At 56.6% G+C, this 16,635-nt stretch carries 19 protein-coding genes and 1 tRNA gene; 6 read left to right on the top strand and 14 right to left on the bottom strand.

Annotation, left to right across the window (positions count from 1 at the left end; all coding sequences use genetic code 11):
- The first annotated feature begins 24 nt into the window (after window positions 1–24).
- Both HY028_02515 and HY028_02510 read left to right on the top strand, forming a co-directional pair.
- A tRNA-Leu gene (locus tag HY028_02515) sits at window positions 25–111 on the top strand.
- Window positions 112–190: 79 nt separating this feature from the next.
- Window positions 191–1,213, top strand: a complete 1,023-nt coding sequence (locus tag HY028_02510) for a CapA family protein (GenBank protein MBI3343736.1) — start codon at window positions 191–193, stop codon at window positions 1,211–1,213.
- A gap of 18 nt (window positions 1,214–1,231) precedes the next feature.
- On the opposite strand, the gene HY028_02505 is transcribed toward HY028_02510, so the two are convergent.
- Entirely contained in the window at window positions 1,232–1,780 is a 549-nt protein-coding gene (locus HY028_02505; GenBank protein MBI3343735.1) for an HPF/RaiA family ribosome-associated protein, read from the bottom strand.
- A 482-nt stretch (window positions 1,781–2,262) separates the two neighbouring features.
- Here HY028_02505 and HY028_02500 point away from each other — a divergent pair, with 482 nt between their 5' ends.
- Window positions 2,263–3,501 (top strand): class I SAM-dependent methyltransferase, encoded by a 1,239-nt coding sequence (locus HY028_02500; GenBank protein MBI3343734.1) that lies wholly within the window; start codon window positions 2,263–2,265, stop codon window positions 3,499–3,501.
- 29 nt (window positions 3,502–3,530) lie between these two features.
- Here HY028_02500 and HY028_02495 read toward each other — a convergent pair whose 3' ends face one another.
- The 3 genes from HY028_02495 to HY028_02485 are packed head-to-tail and all read right to left on the bottom strand — an operon-like array spanning window position 3,531 to window position 6,740.
- On the bottom strand, window positions 3,531–4,220 hold the full coding sequence (locus HY028_02495) for an anaerobic ribonucleoside-triphosphate reductase activating protein (GenBank protein MBI3343733.1): 690 nt from the start codon (window positions 4,218–4,220) through the stop codon (window positions 3,531–3,533).
- 3 nt (window positions 4,221–4,223) lie between these two features.
- Window positions 4,224–6,335: a ribonucleoside triphosphate reductase gene (locus HY028_02490; protein ID MBI3343732.1), complete on the bottom strand. Its 2,112-nt coding sequence runs from the start codon at window positions 6,333–6,335 to the stop codon at window positions 4,224–4,226.
- 9 nt (window positions 6,336–6,344) lie between these two features.
- Window positions 6,345–6,740, bottom strand: a complete 396-nt coding sequence (locus HY028_02485; protein MBI3343731.1) for a TraR/DksA family transcriptional regulator — start codon at window positions 6,738–6,740, stop codon at window positions 6,345–6,347.
- A 152-nt stretch (window positions 6,741–6,892) separates the two neighbouring features.
- Here HY028_02485 and HY028_02480 point away from each other — a divergent pair, with 152 nt between their 5' ends.
- Together HY028_02480 and HY028_02475 are read left to right on the top strand one after the other, a co-directional pair.
- Entirely contained in the window at window positions 6,893–7,096 is a 204-nt protein-coding gene (locus tag HY028_02480) for a dodecin domain-containing protein (GenBank protein MBI3343730.1), read from the top strand.
- A gap of 2 nt (window positions 7,097–7,098) precedes the next feature.
- The gene (locus tag HY028_02475; GenBank protein MBI3343729.1) at window positions 7,099–7,395 is read left to right on the top strand and encodes a M28 family peptidase; all 297 of its coding nucleotides are present in this window, start codon (window positions 7,099–7,101) and stop codon (window positions 7,393–7,395) included.
- Between the two features lie 155 nt (window positions 7,396–7,550).
- On the opposite strand, the gene HY028_02470 is transcribed toward HY028_02475, so the two are convergent.
- From HY028_02470 to HY028_02455, 4 genes are read right to left on the bottom strand one after another with little or no spacing between them, the layout of a single operon-like run.
- On the bottom strand, window positions 7,551–8,198 hold the full coding sequence (locus tag HY028_02470) for a phosphoribosyltransferase (protein ID MBI3343728.1): 648 nt from the start codon (window positions 8,196–8,198) through the stop codon (window positions 7,551–7,553).
- A gap of 41 nt (window positions 8,199–8,239) precedes the next feature.
- Window positions 8,240–9,094 carry a ribose-phosphate pyrophosphokinase gene (locus HY028_02465; protein MBI3343727.1) on the bottom strand — a complete coding sequence of 285 codons (855 nt, stop codon included), beginning with the start codon at window positions 9,092–9,094 and terminating at the stop codon, window positions 8,240–8,242.
- A 2-nt stretch (window positions 9,095–9,096) separates the two neighbouring features.
- Window positions 9,097–10,530: an RtcB family protein gene (locus HY028_02460; GenBank protein ID MBI3343726.1), complete on the bottom strand. Its 1,434-nt coding sequence runs from the start codon at window positions 10,528–10,530 to the stop codon at window positions 9,097–9,099.
- A gap of 25 nt (window positions 10,531–10,555) precedes the next feature.
- Window positions 10,556–10,969, bottom strand: coding sequence for an archease (locus tag HY028_02455; GenBank protein ID MBI3343725.1), 414 nt, complete (start codon window positions 10,967–10,969; stop codon window positions 10,556–10,558).
- 206 nt (window positions 10,970–11,175) lie between these two features.
- Here HY028_02455 and HY028_02450 point away from each other — a divergent pair, with 206 nt between their 5' ends.
- Window positions 11,176–11,646 (top strand): YbaK/EbsC family protein, encoded by a 471-nt coding sequence (locus tag HY028_02450; GenBank protein ID MBI3343724.1) that lies wholly within the window; start codon window positions 11,176–11,178, stop codon window positions 11,644–11,646.
- Between the two features lie 4 nt (window positions 11,647–11,650).
- Here HY028_02450 and HY028_02445 read toward each other — a convergent pair whose 3' ends face one another.
- The 6 genes from HY028_02445 to rluB form a co-directional block, all read right to left on the bottom strand.
- Entirely contained in the window at window positions 11,651–12,115 is a 465-nt protein-coding gene (locus HY028_02445) for a hypothetical protein (GenBank protein ID MBI3343723.1), read from the bottom strand.
- 59 nt (window positions 12,116–12,174) lie between these two features.
- On the bottom strand, window positions 12,175–12,483 hold the full coding sequence (locus HY028_02440; GenBank protein ID MBI3343722.1) for a YggU family protein: 309 nt from the start codon (window positions 12,481–12,483) through the stop codon (window positions 12,175–12,177).
- Between the two features lie 182 nt (window positions 12,484–12,665).
- Window positions 12,666–13,997, bottom strand: a complete 1,332-nt coding sequence (locus HY028_02435) for an FAD-dependent oxidoreductase (GenBank protein MBI3343721.1) — start codon at window positions 13,995–13,997, stop codon at window positions 12,666–12,668.
- Between the two features lie 183 nt (window positions 13,998–14,180).
- The gene (locus HY028_02430) at window positions 14,181–14,822 is read right to left on the bottom strand and encodes a peroxiredoxin (protein MBI3343720.1); all 642 of its coding nucleotides are present in this window, start codon (window positions 14,820–14,822) and stop codon (window positions 14,181–14,183) included.
- 78 nt (window positions 14,823–14,900) lie between these two features.
- Window positions 14,901–15,590, bottom strand: a complete 690-nt coding sequence (locus tag HY028_02425; protein MBI3343719.1) for an endonuclease — start codon at window positions 15,588–15,590, stop codon at window positions 14,901–14,903.
- Window positions 15,547–16,446 carry a 23S rRNA pseudouridine(2605) synthase RluB gene (gene rluB, locus HY028_02420; GenBank protein ID MBI3343718.1) on the bottom strand — a complete coding sequence of 300 codons (900 nt, stop codon included), beginning with the start codon at window positions 16,444–16,446 and terminating at the stop codon, window positions 15,547–15,549. The genes HY028_02425 and rluB overlap by 44 nt, the downstream gene beginning before the upstream one ends.
- Between the last annotated feature and the right edge of the window lie 189 nt (window positions 16,447–16,635).

Raw genomic sequence — 16,635 nt, 5'->3', positions numbered from 1 at the left:
TTTTTTCTTATACTTGGCGATCGTGCCGGGGTGGCGGAACTGGTAGACGCGCTGGACTCAAAATCCAGTGGTGGTGACACCGTGTCGGTTCGATTCCGACCCTCGGTACCATTTAATCAGATACAAGATACAAGGGCACTTCTATCTTCCACGTGTGTCTGCATTCCTGCAGAGGTCTCTCAGACCCGACATGGACAAAACTCTGCGCCTCATGGTGGGTGGGGATGTGATGCTGGGTCGCATCGTGGCTGAGCGGATCAAGAGCCACGGTCCCGATTATCCCCTCGGCCGCATCGCCCCGCTGATGCGCGCCGCTGATCTCACCCTCGTCAATCTGGAATGCGCCGTCACCGCCTCTCAGCAACTCTGGCAGGGCGCATCCAAGGCCTTTTATTTCGGCGCACCGCCGGAGGCCGCGCGATCACTGGCCGATGCGGGGATTGATCTCGTCAGCCTCGCCAACAATCACACCCTCGATTTCGACATAACGGGATTAACGGATACGCTGAGCCACCTGCATGCGCACGGCATTGGTTACAGCGGCGCCGGCAGAGATTTGAATGAGGCCCGCGTCCCGGTTTATATCGAACGTGACGGCGTCAAATTCGGAATGGTGGCCTTTTGCGACCACCAGGAGGACTTTGCCGCGAGCGGGGCCAGGCCGGGCATCGCCTACCTTGATCTGGATGACGAAAAGGCCACCCTCGCCCAGTTCCGGGCGAGTTGCCACGCCATGCAGCAGGCCGGCGTAGACTGGCCGATCCTGTCGCTGCATTGGGGATCGAACTGGGCCGAGCGCCCCCCGGATTATTTCGTCACCCTGGCCCACGCGGCCATAGACATGGGCTATGGAATTCTATTTGGCCATAGCGCACATCTGTTTCAGGGCATTGAGATCTATCGCGGCCGCCCCATCCTCTATGCGGCCGGCGATCTGGTGGATGATTACCACGTAGATCCCGGATTTAGAAACGACTTGCAGTTGCTCTTTGAACTTGAGTTGAGCCGCTCTAAGCTTCACCGGATCAATCTTCATCCCGTCTTCATCGAAGACTGCCGCAGTGTACCCGCCACCGGGGATGAGTTTGAATATATCGCCAACCGGATCACGGCACTCAGCGCCGAATTGGGAGTGAAAGTTCAGCGCAAGGAAAGCCACCTTTGGATAGGCGGCGATTCACTTTCTACCGACCGGCACCCCGCGGCAAAATAGGCCGATACCGCAAACGCCTCACTCAGTCAGGTGATGCTTGCCCATGGTGACTGTTCTGGCCTGCGGACCTTCATGTCCTTGCTCCTCCACAAACACCACCTCCGTACCCGTCTTGAGGCGTTCGAATTCAGGATGCGCCACGCTGTTGCGATGGAAGTAAATCTGGCGCCCGTCCGGTGTCTCGATAAAGCCGTAACCCTCTTCAGGAAACAGCCTCGCCACACGGCCGTGGTGCGGAGTCTCGTGAACCTTCACGTCGCCTCGCTGGTGGCGCGCATAATCTTCCAACTGACGGCCGGCGGCGGCAAAGGCATCACGCAGCGCGACATAAATATCTTCGTGTGGATGACGATTCACCACCAGCTCGCCGCCGGGTACGGTGATATCAATGCGCACATTAAAAAGTTTGCCTTGGTGGTGGTGTTTCTGGGGCACCTCGATCACGACCCGGCAACCCATGATCCTGTCATAATACGATTCCAGCTTCTCCGCCTTTTTGCGGATACGCGCCTCAACGGCGGGGGAGGGAGGAATATCTCGGAAGGTAATTTGAAGGGGAAGCTGCATGACGGTTAACTCCTTTTATGTAAGACTCTCACTGGGCAGCTACAACTTTAAACATCATGCAACCCTCTGTCCAGAGGATAATAGTCCGCCCCATCAACACAAAAGTTTTGACGCCGGGGTTTGAATCGCATGCTTGAAATAGACGGCTCATACGGCGAAGGCGGCGGCCAACTCGTGAGAACGGCCGTGGCCTTGGCGGCTGCTGCAACAGTTTCTCCCGGTCCGCTTCCATTCTACCCAGATAGGGGGGCTCATTCATCTCGATGTGTTCCCATCGTAATGGGCCTGGCCGAGTTGAATTCTACAGTTGCCACCCTTATGCCTCTTTATTACAATGCAAGTAAGCTTATCTATTCAGGAGATATTTGAGGCTGTTTGCAACAAATTGGAGTGCTGAAACGCCGGTCGTTCATAGTTATGCGGAGATGAATAACCACAAGGAGACTGTATCCATGAAAAAAGAAAAAGCCGTAGCGTTCAATATGCCGGCTGTCACTGAGGGCATGCCGGCCCCCGATTTCACGGAAACGTCAGCGCGGGTCTCTCCCCTGGAACGCTGGCTCGCCCGCAAGACGCTCTCCCTCCTTGGCGATCCGCCGTTGCAGATGGTGCTGTGGAACGGTGAAGAGATCACAACCTCTTCCGCGCGGCCGGCCGCGCGCGTTGCGCTCCGTCGCCGTTCTGCGTTGTATAAGCTGCTCAGCAATCCGAATCTGCAATTCGGCGATCTTTACAGCGTCGGGAGCGTTGAAGTCGAAGGGGATCTCGTAAAGTTTCTGGAAATCGCCTACGGCACAAGCGCGGCCAAATTTGAATTCTTGAGAAAATTCCAGTCGTACGTGCTCAACCGTCCTCGCGCCAACACCTTGGCGGGCTCGTCGAGCAACATCCATCATCACTACGATCTCAGCAATGACTTCTATCAGCTTTGGCTCGATCGGGAGATGCAATATACCTGCGCCTATTTCCCCTCTCCCTCGATGACGCTTGAAGAGGCCCAGATCGCAAAGCTGGATCACGTGTGCCGCAAACTGCAACTGCGGCCGGGCGACCGTGTCGTCGAGGCCGGTTCCGGGTGGGGCGGGCTGGCGCGGCACATGGCGCGCCACTATGGCGTAAAGGTGCGCTCATTCAACATCTCCCGCGAACAGATTCGCTACGCCCGCGAACGCGCGGCGGCGGAAGGCTTGAGCGGTATCGAATACATCGAGGACGATTACCGCAACATCGCCGGCCAGTATGATGCCTTCGTCTCGGTCGGGATGCTGGAACATGTCGGCTTGGATCATTACCGTGAACTCGGCGAGGTGATACACCGCTGTTTAACCCCCGACGGACGTGGCCTGATACACTCCATCGGCCGCAACAAACCGGAACCGATGAACGCCTGGATCGAGAAGCGCATCTTCCCCGGCGCCTACCCGCCGTCACTGCGCGAGATGATGGAGATCTTCGAGCCGCGCGCATTCTCCGTGCTCGACGTGGAAAATCTGCGGCTCCACTACGCGAAGACACTGGAACACTGGCTCGTGCGCTTCGAACGGCATGCGGACACCGTACAAACGATGTTCGACGAGAACTTTGTCCGAGCCTGGCGGCTCTATCTCGCGGGCTCGCTGGCGGGCTTCACTACCGGCTGCTTGCAGCTTTTCCAGGTCGTCTTCGCCCGTGGCGACAACAACACCCTGCCCTGGTCGCGCGCGCATCTCTACGATGCCTGACGGGTCCGTCATCCGCTGCTATACAACGGCTAACGCACCAGACATTCCTCCACATCGGCTGACAAGGCCTGCCTGAATTCGGCAAATTCCGCATCGGAATAGGTTTCTCTGTGAGCAAATTCAGGATCCAACACCTTGGCGGGCAGGAATTTTTGCAAGGCATAGCGCTTGGCGCCTTTGATTAATTTTCCTATCTTGAGAATATCTTCCTTGTTGAGTTGCGATTTAACCACGGTGGTGCGGAATTCGCAGGCTATGCCGGAATTCATGACGAGCCTGATGCTCTCGCCAATCTTATTGACATCAATCTTCACATTGATGACGGTTTGATATTTTTCCAACGGCGCCTTGATATCCATGGCGATATAATCCACCGCCTTTTGCTCAATAATCTTTTTGAGCAGCTCCGGATTGAAGCCGTTGGTGTCGAGCTTGACGAGAAAGCCCAGTTTTTTAACCTTCCCGATGAATTCCAGCAAATCAGGTTGCAGGGTAGGCTCGCCACCGGTGATGACGACGGCGTCCAGTTTGCCGCGGCGCGTCTGTAAAAATTCCAGAACCTCTTTTTCAGGAATCAGCTCGGGATAGCGCTCAGGCAGCACCAGCTCTGCGTTGTAACAGTAACCGCACCTGAAATCGCAGCCGCGCGTGAATACGATGGCGCTGATCTTGTCAGGATAGTCTATAAGTGAAAAACGCTGAAACCCGCCGATATCCATGATTCAAAGCATGTAGGTTTTCCTGAGCCTGAATTCTTCTTGTTTTCCCTTGTTCCACTGGTCAGTGGGGCGTAAATAACCCACGATGCGGGAATAGACCTCACAGTCCGCTCCGCAGACCGGGCAATCCGGATGTTTGCCCGCCACATAGCCGTGCGAGGGACAAACGCTAAAAGTGGGGGTTACGGTAAAACAGGGCAGACGATAATTTTCGCATATCTTACGCACGAGATTTTTGATGGCGCCCGGCGACTTGATCTCCTCCCCGACAAAGATGTGCAAAACCGTGCCGCCCGTATATTTGGTCTGTAACTCATCTTGCAGGTCAAAGGCCTCAAACACATCATCGGTATAATTGACGGGCAGGTGTGTCGAGTTGGTATAAAAAGGCTCTGCGCCGTTCTTGTACTGTTCCTCATTGGCGCAAATAATTTCCGGATACTTCTCCTTGTCCCTGCGGGCAAGCCGGTACGCCGTCGCCTCGGCGGGCGTGGCCTCGAGATTGTAGTTGTTGCCGGTCTCTTCCTGGAACTCGATCAGTTTGCCGCGCATGAAATCGAGCACTCTTATCGCAAAGGCATGCCCCTTGTGAGTGGCAATGTTTTCTCCAAACAGATTCAAACAGGCCTCGTTCATACCGACCAGACCGATGGTGGAAAAGTGATTTTTCCAGTATTCGCCAAAGCGGTTTTTGATGTCTCTGAGATAATATTTGACGTAAGGATAAAGCGCTCTTTCTGTAAGACGCTCCAGGGTCTTTCTTTTAATCTCCAGGCTGTTTTTGGCCAAGCGCATGAGCCTTTCCAGCCGTTGTGTAAATTCTGCTTCGCTTTTTGACAGATAGCCCAGCCGCGGCATGTTGATGGTCACTACGCCGATAGAGCCGGTGAGCGGGTTGGCGCCGAAGAACCCTCCACCCCTGCGCTCCAGAGTGCGCGTATCAATACGCAGCCTGCAACACATGGAACGGGCGTCTTCCGGCTTCATGTCGGAATTCACAAAGTTGGAAAAATACGGTATGCCGTACTTGGCTGTCATCCGCCATAAGCCCTCTAAATTCGGGTTGTCCCAATCAAAATCCTTGGTGATGTTGTAGGTCGGTATTGGAAAGGTAAACACCCTGCCGTTCGCATCCCCTTCCTGCATGACCTCAAAGAGCGCCCGGTTGAATAGATTGATCTCTTCCTGAAAGTCCTTGTAGGGTTTGTCCTGCATGACGCCGCCGATAATCACGCCCTGCCCGGCGAGATAGCTGGGAGGCTGCAAGTCTATAGTGACATTGGTAAACGGCGTTTGGAAACCTACCCGCGTGGGGACGTTGATATTGAAGATAAATTCCTGCATGGCCTGTTTGACCTCGGTATACCCCAGGCCGTCGTAACGGATGAAGGGCGCGAGCAGCGTGTCGAAATTGGAGAAAGCCTGGGCGCCTGCCGCCTCGCCCTGCAGGGTATAAAAGAAATTGACCACCTGACCGAGCGCGCTGCGGAAATGCCTGGCCGGCCTGCTTTCGATCTTGGCGGGCGCGCCTCTGAACCCCTGCATGAGCAGGTCGGTGAGATCCCAACCTACACAGTAAACCGAAATGGCGTTGAGGTCATGGATGTGAAAATCGCCGCTGAGATAAGCCTCTCTGATCTCGGGCGGATAGATTTTATTGAGCCAGTAAACCTTGCTGATCTCAGAAGAGATGTAATTATTGAGCCCCTGCAGGGAATAGGTCATGTTGCTGTTTTCTTTGACCTGCCAGTCGAGCTGTTCCAGATACTGATCCACCAGATCCACATCGGCCTTGGCGACGATCTCGCGTATTCCCGCGTGCTGGGCCCGATAGAGAATGTAGAATTTGGCGGTCTTGTGATAAGGGGAGGAGAGCAATACCGCTTCGGCGATGTCCTGTATTTCTTCAACGGTAGGAATCTTTTCCGTGAGAGTTTCTTCTGCAACTCTTAAAACCTTGAGCGCCAATTCCGCGGCGACCGACTCGCTGAACTCGCCTGTGACTTCGCCGGCCTTGGCGATGGCGCGCTTAATCTTGTCCGACTCGAACGGGACAAGGGCGCCGTCCCGTTTCTTGATGAATTTAAATTGGCCTCCTACGTCGTTGATTATCATAAGTTGCTGTCACAAGCTCGGTCTACCCTCTTGGGCATAGCTCTTTTCGTGCTGCTGCTGACAAGCGTAACAACGTTTGGCCGTCGGATACGCGAGCAGCCGCTCATAGCCGATGTCCTCGCCACAATCAGCGCAGATCCCATAGCTGAAATCGCCGATACGCAGCCTTGCGGCCTCGAGATCGCGGATTTCCCGGATTTGCCTATCCACGATAGCGGCATCCATATCCACGAGCATGTCCGCCACGGATTCGTCACCGACATCCGTTACCCTGCCGGCAAGGTCAGCATAGCGCTGATCGTCGGAGCGTATCAGCTCTTGGCGGACCTCCTCCAGAAGCTCCGTAAACCGGTTATTTATCATTTGCTTAAGTTCCTTGATCTGGGAACTCGTCAGGTTTGCCATAGCTGACCTCCTTTTTACGTAAGTTCAAGATACCCGATTGCAGGCCCGTTGGATTTGATATAGATCAATCTCTTTGTTATTTACGCATGACATATTATATCCGGCGGAAGTATGCTTTATCTGCGAACATCACCATCTAGCCAGGAGGACGCATGTCACACATTTTGAAGGTCATTGAGGTGCTCGCCGAATCGGATAAAAGCTGGGAAGATGCGGCGGCCCAGGCGGTGACCCGCGCAGCCAAGACGCTGCACGGGATTAAGTCTATTTACATCAAGAATTTTGAGGCCAAGGTGGAGAACAACAAGATCACCGCGTATCGCATTAACGCCAATATCACTTTTCTGCTGGATTAGTCTTGTTGAACAGGGCGGGTGCCGCTGCGGCCGCGGCGGCATTTCGTGCGCATTCCGATTTTCCCATCGAACACACGGCCACTTTTGCCTGGCTACCCGGCGTTGCCTGGAGCGATCATCATTCTTTCTGGAGGAAAGGATACCGAGCATTGATGGTAACCGACACGGCATTTTACCGTTATCCTTATTATCACACTGAGCAAGATACGCCTGATAAACTCGACTACCCGCGTCTTGCACGTGCAACAGAAGGGTTATATTGGGCCTTCGTTTCGCTCGCCAATCAAGAACTTCTTTAGGGAAGCTCTGAAAAATATATCGCCAACCGCCAAGGCGCCAAGGTCACCAAGAAAAAAGGCTTGAATTGTAAGTAAAAATCTTGGCGTTCTTGGCGTCTTGGCGGTTCAGCATGAATAAATCAGCGATTCCTTAGCTCAACAGCCCTTGGTTTTATTTACTTGACCGCCGGTGCACCCTTGCTCTCGCGCAGAACGGCAATCACCTCTTCATCGTCCACCTGCGGAAAGTCCATATAGAACTGGCCTACGGCCTGAAAATATTCCGGCGCATGCAGGCACACCAGCTCGTCCGTATAGGGCTTCACCTTGCGCAAGGCCTCCGGGGAGGCCACCGGCACGGCGGCAATCAGTTTTCCAGGCTGCTTGGCGCGCAAGGCGTGCAGGGCCGATATCATGGTGGCGCCGGTGGCAAGCCCGTCGTCCACGACGATGACAATGCGGCCTTTTGGATCCACCGGCGGGTGCACGGGCGTGTATTGGGCGCGTCTAGTGCGCATGGTTTCCATCTGCGCCTGTTTTTCGGCCTCTATATAACTCTCGCTTGCACCCACACCGGCGGCATAGTCCGCCACATAGGTCCAGCCCGTTTCATCCACCGAACCGATGGCGAACTCAGGATTCCCCGGCGCGCGCAGTTTTCTCACCAATACGACGTCCAACTCGCCGCCCAGCTCGGCGGCGATCAATTTTCCCATGGGGACCGCCCCGCGCGGGATGGCCAGTATCAGAGGATTTTTACCACGGTATTGCGTGAGCTTTTCCGACAACAATTGCGCGGCTTCGTCACGATTCTGAAACAGCATGATTGCCTCCCTTATCTTTGGCTGAATAGGTCATGAGTCCGCTACAGTGTTTCTGCAAGCAAGCGTGAGATGGACATCACGCGGCCGCCGGACGGAACGTGTGGGGCCAACGTGTCGCCCACCAAAATCTTATTGATGGGGGCGGAGGTCAGAATCTTGTCGCTGGACGGGGAAAAGATGCCGTGTGTCGCCGCCACCGTGATGGATTTGGCCCCTTGCCTCTTCAGAAGAATCGCCGCCGAGGCAATGGTGCGCCCGGTGTCTATCATATCGTCCACCATCAGCACCCTCTTGCCCTTGACGGGATAACTCATCGGCGCGCGCTCAACGATATTGTGTTTGGGGCGGTGCTTAAGCATGGTGATGACGGGCAAATCGCCTGCGATACGTTTGGCCCGCGCCTGCGCGCCCTTATCCGGCGCAACGACAACGTCAATGCCACGAGCAAGCGGCTGCTGCACGATCAGAGGCAGGCAAAACACCTCCGTATGCGGGGACAGCATGGCGCGCACGGTGTCGCTGTGCAGATCCACAAACACCCTTTTCTTCGCGGGGATGCGGTTGAGCATCTCGGCGACCAGGTGCGCCATCACCGCCTCCCCCTTCTCGCTCTGCCGATCCTGACGGCTGTAGCCAAGATAAGGCACGCACAGTGTTTTGATTCCAATACGGCTGTCTGCTAACGCCTCGGCGAGCGCAAGTAGTTCAAAGATCGAAGCGGGATCGGGAGTAATGTTGCCGAGCAGTATTACCGATTTAGGTTTCCTGACATATTGCAGACGGTAATAATACTCCCCATCGGCAAACCTTTTTACTTCGTAACCGAGCAGGCCGGTGCGCGTGTACTTGGCAAGCTTGGTGGCGAGGTGCAGGCAGTTTTTTGTTGCCAGTATCATAGTTATCCCTTAACGCAAACCTTGGGGCGCAGAAAGGCGACACGCCTGGCGAGTCCCGCCTTTTCCGTCGCCTCCGCGACCAGGTCCACGTCTTTGTAAGCAGCCGGGGCTTCCTCGGCCGCGCCGCGCATGGAGCGGGTGCGGATCAGAATGCCGCGTTCGGCCAATTCGTCTATCAGTTGCCGGCCGCGCCAGTGGCGCAGCGCCTGGTGACGGCTCATGGCGCGCCCCGCGCCGTGACTGGCCGAGGAATAGGCCTGGTTTTCACTTTCCGCAGTGCCTGCCAGCACGTAGGAACCGGTACCCATGCTGCCGCCGATGATGACCGGCTGACCAATCGCGCGGTAACGCTCCGGCAGCGCCGGGTGGTTCGGCCCGAAGGCGCGGGTCGCTCCTTTGCGGTGGACATAGAGCAGCCGTGTCTTGCCGTCCACCTTATGCTTCTCTACTTTGCAGGTGTTGTGCGAGACATCGAACAGGGTTTCGAGTGTCGCATTCGGAATTATCCTGTCGAATACTTCACGAGTGAGGTGGGCGAGTATCTGCCGGTTGGCGAGCGCGCAGTTGATGGCGGCGTTCATTGCGCCGATATATTCTTGACCCTCCGGCGATTGAATCGGGGCGCACGCCAATTCCCGGTCCGGCAGAGTAATACCCAGCCGGTTCGCGGCCTTGGCCAGCGTCACCAGATACTCCGTGCCGATCTGATGACCCAAGCCGCGCGAACCGCAGTGTATGGAAACCACGATCTGGCCTTCGCTGAGTCCAAAGACCTGCGCCGCCTGCTGATCGTAAATGTGATCCACGACCTGCACCTCGAGATAGTGATTACCGGAGCCCAGGGTGCCCATCTCGCCGCGCTGGCGTTTCTTGGCGTGATCCGAGACATTTTCCGGCACCGCGCCCGTCACACGGCCGCGTTCCTCGATGTACTCCAGATCTTCCGGCACGCCATAGCCTTGCCGCACCGCCCACTCTGCGCCGCCCAGCAGCACTTCATCGAGCTGCGCCGGCGCGAATTTAAGCTGTCCCTCCTCTCCCACTCCTGCGGGGATGGTGTGAAACAGGGCGTCGGCCAGATTCTCCAACTGCGGCGTGATGTCTGTGAGGGTAAGGTTGGCGCGCAGACAGCGGATGCCGCAAGAGATGTCAAACCCCACACCGCCCGCAGAAATGATGCCGCCTTGTTCGGGATCAAACGCGGCGACCCCACCGATGGGAAACCCGTAACCCCAGTGCGCATCCGGCATGGTCATGGCGGCGCCGACCAGACCCGGCAGCTTCGCCACATTGGTGATCTGCTCGAGCACCTTGTCGTCCATGCTGGCGAGCAGCGCTTCGCTGCCGTACATCCGTACCGGTGCGGCTTGCTCACCCGCAGCGGGTTTGACACTCCAGCACGTGTCATCAATCTTGTTCAACCGGGTCATGTCCATACAAGCTCCTCACTCCTCACCCGTCTCATACATCCACCACGCAACGCGCCTCCCAGCCCGCCTCGACCTGCTTCACGGAAAGCATCGTCAGCGTCGCGCCCTTGACCTCCACCCCTCTCTCCATCCCTGCACGCCACGGCTCGCCCCACGCCTCACCACGCCAATTTGTTTCGTTCCTTTGCAGGGCGAAGCGGCTGAAGATCAGTCCCTCCATGCGGGCCTCGGTGAGCAGGTTGTTTAGCCAGGTGACCAACGCCAGCTCCAAATCGGACTCCTCGAAACCGACTTGGATGTGTATAACGTCGCTTACCGTCGTGATATCCGTCATGATTGCGAACATGGCTTCGGCCGCCGCAACGAAGGCGGCCTCTGCCGTCTCGCCGCAGCCGATGACGCCGATATCGGCGTCGTGGTCGAAATAGCTATAGCTTGATCTCATCTCGAATAGCCGGGTCAGCTCATGATGTTTCTAATTGATGGATTTTCATCGAAAATTTTCATGGAAAATTAAGATATTCCGATCTTAATGCAGGCACATTGATTAAGATCAAATATTCCAATAATGTCTTGATCTCACGGTGTACTTAAGATGTATACTGAATTTGGTAAACGATTGTAGAAAACCCAACGACAGGAGGAGCTGACATGGCTATTGCACACACTCTTGAAGACTACATGATGAGCAAGGGAATACACTACGAGGTGGTGCCTCATCCCCGCACCCTTTCAAGCCTCGAGACCGCCGAGGCCGCGCACATCCCGGGCGATGCCCTCGCCAAGGCCGTACTGCTCGAAGACGACGACGGCTATCTCATGGCGGTGGTACCGGCCACCCACCACATCAAGCTCGGCAGGTTGAGTGAGCAACTTAACCGCAAACTTCGTCTTGCGGTGGAGAGCGAACTCACCCCTATCTTTAAGGATTGCCAACTCGGCGCAGTCCCACCGCTGGGCATGGCCTATGGAATGCCGACCATCTTGGATAGCAGTCTGATAGAACAGCCGGACATCTATTTTGAGGCGGGCGACCATGAGGAACTGATTCATCTGAGCGGCAGACACTTCCAAAGTCTGCTCGCCGATGCCAGACTAGGGCGGTTCAGCCAGAGGGCGTAAACTGCTAGCGGGTCTCCCGCCCCTCATCGGGATGCTCGGACGTTGCTTTGGACTTGGGGTTTAACGGCACCACGTTCTGCCTGTTATCGCCCGAAGCAAGCGGGTGATCCTGGTCGGAGAGACGACTCCTTAAGCGGCCAAGGCGGGCAATGATGTATCCGCCCAACCACAGCGACGCCTCCCACACCTGCACCACCACCATGCCGATGAGAAAGGAGTGGACAAAGACCGCTTCTATCGCATTATCAAGACCTGCTGCAGCAAGGATGGGTGCGCCCGCCCAAGGGACCGTTGCGGGCAACACTTTGCGGATGAACGATCTACCCTTAAAGGCATGGTAGCCCAATGGCGCGATTACCAGCGGCGCCACCACCAGGTGAAGGCCGCCCTGGGTCGCCAATACCACATAACTGTACAAGCCCGTCAACAGGGTGAGCGCCAGCCAGTTGCGCAGATGCGGAATCCTCACCGCTTGGACGGGAGAGCGGAGTTGCCTGCTCCGCACCAGTTTTAAGGGCGTGGAAGATTTCACTTCAATACCGACAAACGGCCTTCGTCTATCTTCATCAAACCGCGCACCCGCACGACCTTTTCCGGATGGGCGTGACCGGAAACAATTTCCACAGAGTCCGCCTCCAGCCACTCTGAAATCAGTTCGACGACCGCCTTGTTCGCCTTGCCATCCTCCAGCGGAGCGGCCACCTTCACCTTCAATCTGTCACCGAGCACGCCCACGATCACGGAACGGCTGGCGCCGGGGATGACCTTCAGCCGTAGCTCGATGCCTTCGGCGACCCTGCGCACAAAAGATAACCACGGTTGAGATGATCTACTCATTCAGGATGGGATCGGCGCGTGCAGCAAAAGATACACAAGGGTATGCACCCACGTCCTGAAGCGGACAACAGCGGCTGCTGTCTCAGCCTCTGCCGGCAAAGAGAGAGGTGATCCACGCAGCGATCATAATCAGCGCCGCGATACCGAACATGATAAATGTAAAGTCCATTGTTTGTGATACCTCAACCAAACAAGTCGCTGTATAAACCCTGCGCCCAATCGAGCGCCGCCTTGCCCTGCTCGGGGCTGCGCTCCTCGAACATCTTGGTGTCTTTGGAGAAGCTGAACTCCTGCTTTGCCGCGTCATAGGCGTAGCGCGCATCCACGCTGATGGCCTCGTTGGGACCGGTGCTGACCATCGAGTAACACGTCGTAGTGGGGCTGACCCAATCCATCTGTTTGCCAGCGGCATGGGCGGCGATCACCTTGGCGACGTATTTGCCTTCGGTGTTAGAGGTGTTGGCGCTCTTCGAGAACGGCATAGGCCGCGAGTCGCCCGCCACGTAGACGTGCTCATTGCTGAGCACGTGATATTTGAGCACGTCAATGCGCGCCTCTTTTTGCAAACTCTTGGGGTCCATCACACCCAGCGTCTCCAGCAATTTGGAGCCGCGGATATTGGGATAGATGGCCGCGTCGTCAAACTGATACGTGTCGAACTCGGTGACGATGCCCTTTTTATCCACATCCACCGATTTGATTTCAACCGACGGCACATATTCGATGATATCCTTATACAACTCATCGAATGCCGCGTGGAAGCCGTTCTTTTTGATGGTAATGTCAGGATTGTGATCCAGCACCAGCACCTTGCCCTTGACCTTGTTTTTCTTGAACACCGAGGCGATCATGCACGCCCGCTCATACGGCGCCGGCAGACAGCGGTAATTGCCGCCGGGCACGGTCTGCACAAACACGCCGCCCTTGAAGTTTTGCACCTTGCGTTTGATGGTTACGTGCTCGGTGCCCAGGGTCCAGCCGGCGGGATATTCCGTGCGCAGACGGTACTCGGTATCGGGATCGTTCACGCCGATCTTGGCGTAGTCGTAATCTATCCCCGGGGTGAGCACCAGATAGTCATAGGCGATTTCACCCTGATCGGTGATGAGTTTGCGCCCCGCGCGGTCCGCGCCGGTGCAGGTCGCGTTGAAAAAGGTGTAATCACCGTTCTTCGCCGCATCTAAAAAACTGTGCGCCGCAAGAAAATCGAGATTAATGACGTCCGCATACCAAAGATTACTGGAAAAACACGAGCTGTACTGGGCGCGTTTTTCCACCATCACCACATCAAATTTGGGGTTTTCCTTTTTGAGATATTTGGCGATGGTGAGCCCCGCCGTGCCCGCCCCGACCACCACCACGCGCGGGCCTTTGGCCTTGGGCAGGTAAGCCTTGCCGAGCGATGCGGACCTGGGCTTGGCCTCGCCGATCGCGGGGAGGCCGCCGAGGCCGGCGGCGGCGACGGCGGCGCCGGACAGTTTTACAAAATCACGACGTGTTATTTTTTTGCTCATGATTGGTCTCTTTCAAGTATGAGGGTAGATAGATTATTCGTTACTAATCAGAAACTAATGTGCGCACACGCCTACTTTGTGTCTGATTAGTAAAAAACCCTGTTTTACTTACCCCCACCCTGTCCCGCCCCCTAAACAGGGGGCGGGGAACGAGGTGGAGATGTCGTCTTACTTATGAACTACTTAGTACTTATTAGGCTGCGGCGTCATCCGTAAATACGCTTTCAGTTGTTTATAGCCCTTGGGAAATTTCTGCTTCAGCACTACCGGGTCTGTGAGCGAAGGGAGAATAACGCAATCATCGCCGTCATGCCAGTTGACCGGTGTGGCGACGCTGTATTTGTCGGTGAGTTGCAGTGAGTCAATCACGCGCAGGATCTCGTCGAAATTACGGCCCGTGCTCGCCGGGTAGGTGATGATAAGCCGTATCTTTTTATTGGGGTCTATGATGAACACCGAACGAACCGTAAAGTTATTGCTGGCGTTGGGGTGTATCATGTCATACAGCGTGGAGACCTTGCGGTCGCCGTCCGCGAGGATCGGAAAATTCACCCGGGCGTTTTGGGTCTCGTTGATATCGCCGATCCAGCCCTTGTGCGACTCCACCGGGTCCACACTCAAGGCCAACACCTTGACGTTGCGCTTATCAAATTCCTGCTTAAGCTTAGCAACCGCGCCGAGTTCGGTCGTGCAGACCGGCGTGAAGTCCGCCGGGTGCGAGAACAGCACGGCCCACTTGTCCCCCATCCAGTCATAAAAACGGATCGGCCCCTCGTTGGAATCCTGGGTAAAGTCGGGGGCGATATCACCTAATTGCAGGCTCATGGGATACCTCCTTTATATGAACAACAATTCGAATTATGAGCATAAGCCTAAGCCGAATGTGTTGCAATCATCGCAGCATCAAACCGTCGCCGAAGGACAGCTCCCTGCCAGACAGCATTCCCGGCAACGTGGCCGGGGCCGGCAGACGTCCTTGGCGTGTCTGACAATCAAGGCATGAAACTCATTGAATAATTGAATCTTTTTTCGGCCTCGCAGAGTGGATTCGAACAACGAGCGCAAGGTTTCATAGCCTTCATCACCGCGGATAGTCCCAAGCCGGCTGTGCAGCCGACGGGTATAGGCGTCTATCACAAACACCGGGCGCGCAAAGGCGTAGAGCAACATATCGTCCGCCGTCTCTGGCCCGACGCCGTTGACGGAGAGCAGCCCGTGCCGCAGCCGCGCCGTGTCCCACGACGCGAGCGCCTCGAAGCCGCCCTGGGCAAGGTACCAGATGCAAAAATTACGCAGCCGTCTGGCCTTGATATTGAAATAACCGGAAGGCTTGAGCCAGCGGGCCAGACGGGCATGAGGGGTCTTGGCGATGACCATGGCATCCAGGGCCTGCGCCTGTTTCAGGTTCTCAATCGCCTTTTCGACATTGCCCCAGGCGGTATTCTGGGTGAGCACCGCGCCCACCATCACCTCGAAGGGTGTCTCGCCTGGCCACCAGTGCTGCGGCCCGTAAGCCCGATGCAGACGCCGGTAAACGTCGTGCAGGCGTCTAGCGGGGCTGACGGCGGCGTGGGGCGATACGGCGCGTCGCATCGGATTTCTTAACGGACTTGACCTCGGGTTGAGTCACTGGCTGGCCGCGCGGTGTGGAAACTTGTTCTAATCCCGCGTGCTGCGCCAACGTCCGTACCTCGTCGCTCTCCAGTTCGCGCCACTGCCCGGCGCGCAGCCGCCGCCCCAGAGTGACCGGGCCATAGCGCACCCGCGTCAAGCGGCTCACCGTAACCCCTTGTGACTCCCACAAGCGGCGCACCTCGCGGTTACGGCCCTCCCTGAGGACGACGTGATACCAGTGGTTGGCGCCCGTGCCGCCCGCCTCTTGAATGGCGTCGAAATGCGCCATGCCGTCTTCCAGCGGCACGCCTTGGCGCAAGGCTTGTAACACCTCGGGCGTGACCTCTCCCAAAACCCGTACCGCGTATTCGCGCTCGACCTCGCTGGAAGGGTGCATGAGACGATGAGCCAGCTCACCGTCAGTGGTGAGCAGAATCAGGCCCTGGGTGCTGATGTCGAGGCGACCCACCGCAATCCAGCGTCCGTTGCGGAGCTTGGGGAGGCGGTCAAAAATGGTCGGACGGCCTTCCTCATCGGTGCGGGTACAGACCTCACCCTCCGGTTTATAATAGGCCAGCACACGCCGTTTGGGCCCGGCCAGACGGTGGGCCTGCGGCGGATGGCCGTCTATGAGGATGGCATCGTGTTCGCTGACCCGGTCGCCCAGTTTGGCCACCTGCTTGTTGACCGTGATGCGCCCCTCGGCGATCCAACCCTCAATCTCACGGCGCGAGCCGTAACCCGCGCGTGCCAAGACCTTCTGCAGCTTTTCCCCTGACGTATACGGATATACTAATGTCGCGGGTCGCTCCCGGCGTCCTGCCTCCCGCGACATTAGTTCTTCCCTGTACGTCAGAGGCAGGATGCCGGGAGTGACCGGTTCGGTGGATGGGCGGGGGAGAGGCGCTGCAACGGGGTGTTGCAATACCTTCCGCGGCGCAGCGTGGGGACGCGGCGGCGCGGCGCGCCGGGCCGGCGCTTTGGAACGCTTCGGTGGCTTCGAACTCACATCAGCCACGTCGGG

Source organism: Gammaproteobacteria bacterium (genome assembly GCA_016195665.1).
Classification (GTDB): Bacteria; Pseudomonadota; Gammaproteobacteria; order SURF-13; family SURF-13; genus JACPZD01.
This window is presented reverse-complemented; position numbering and strand designations above follow the sequence as displayed.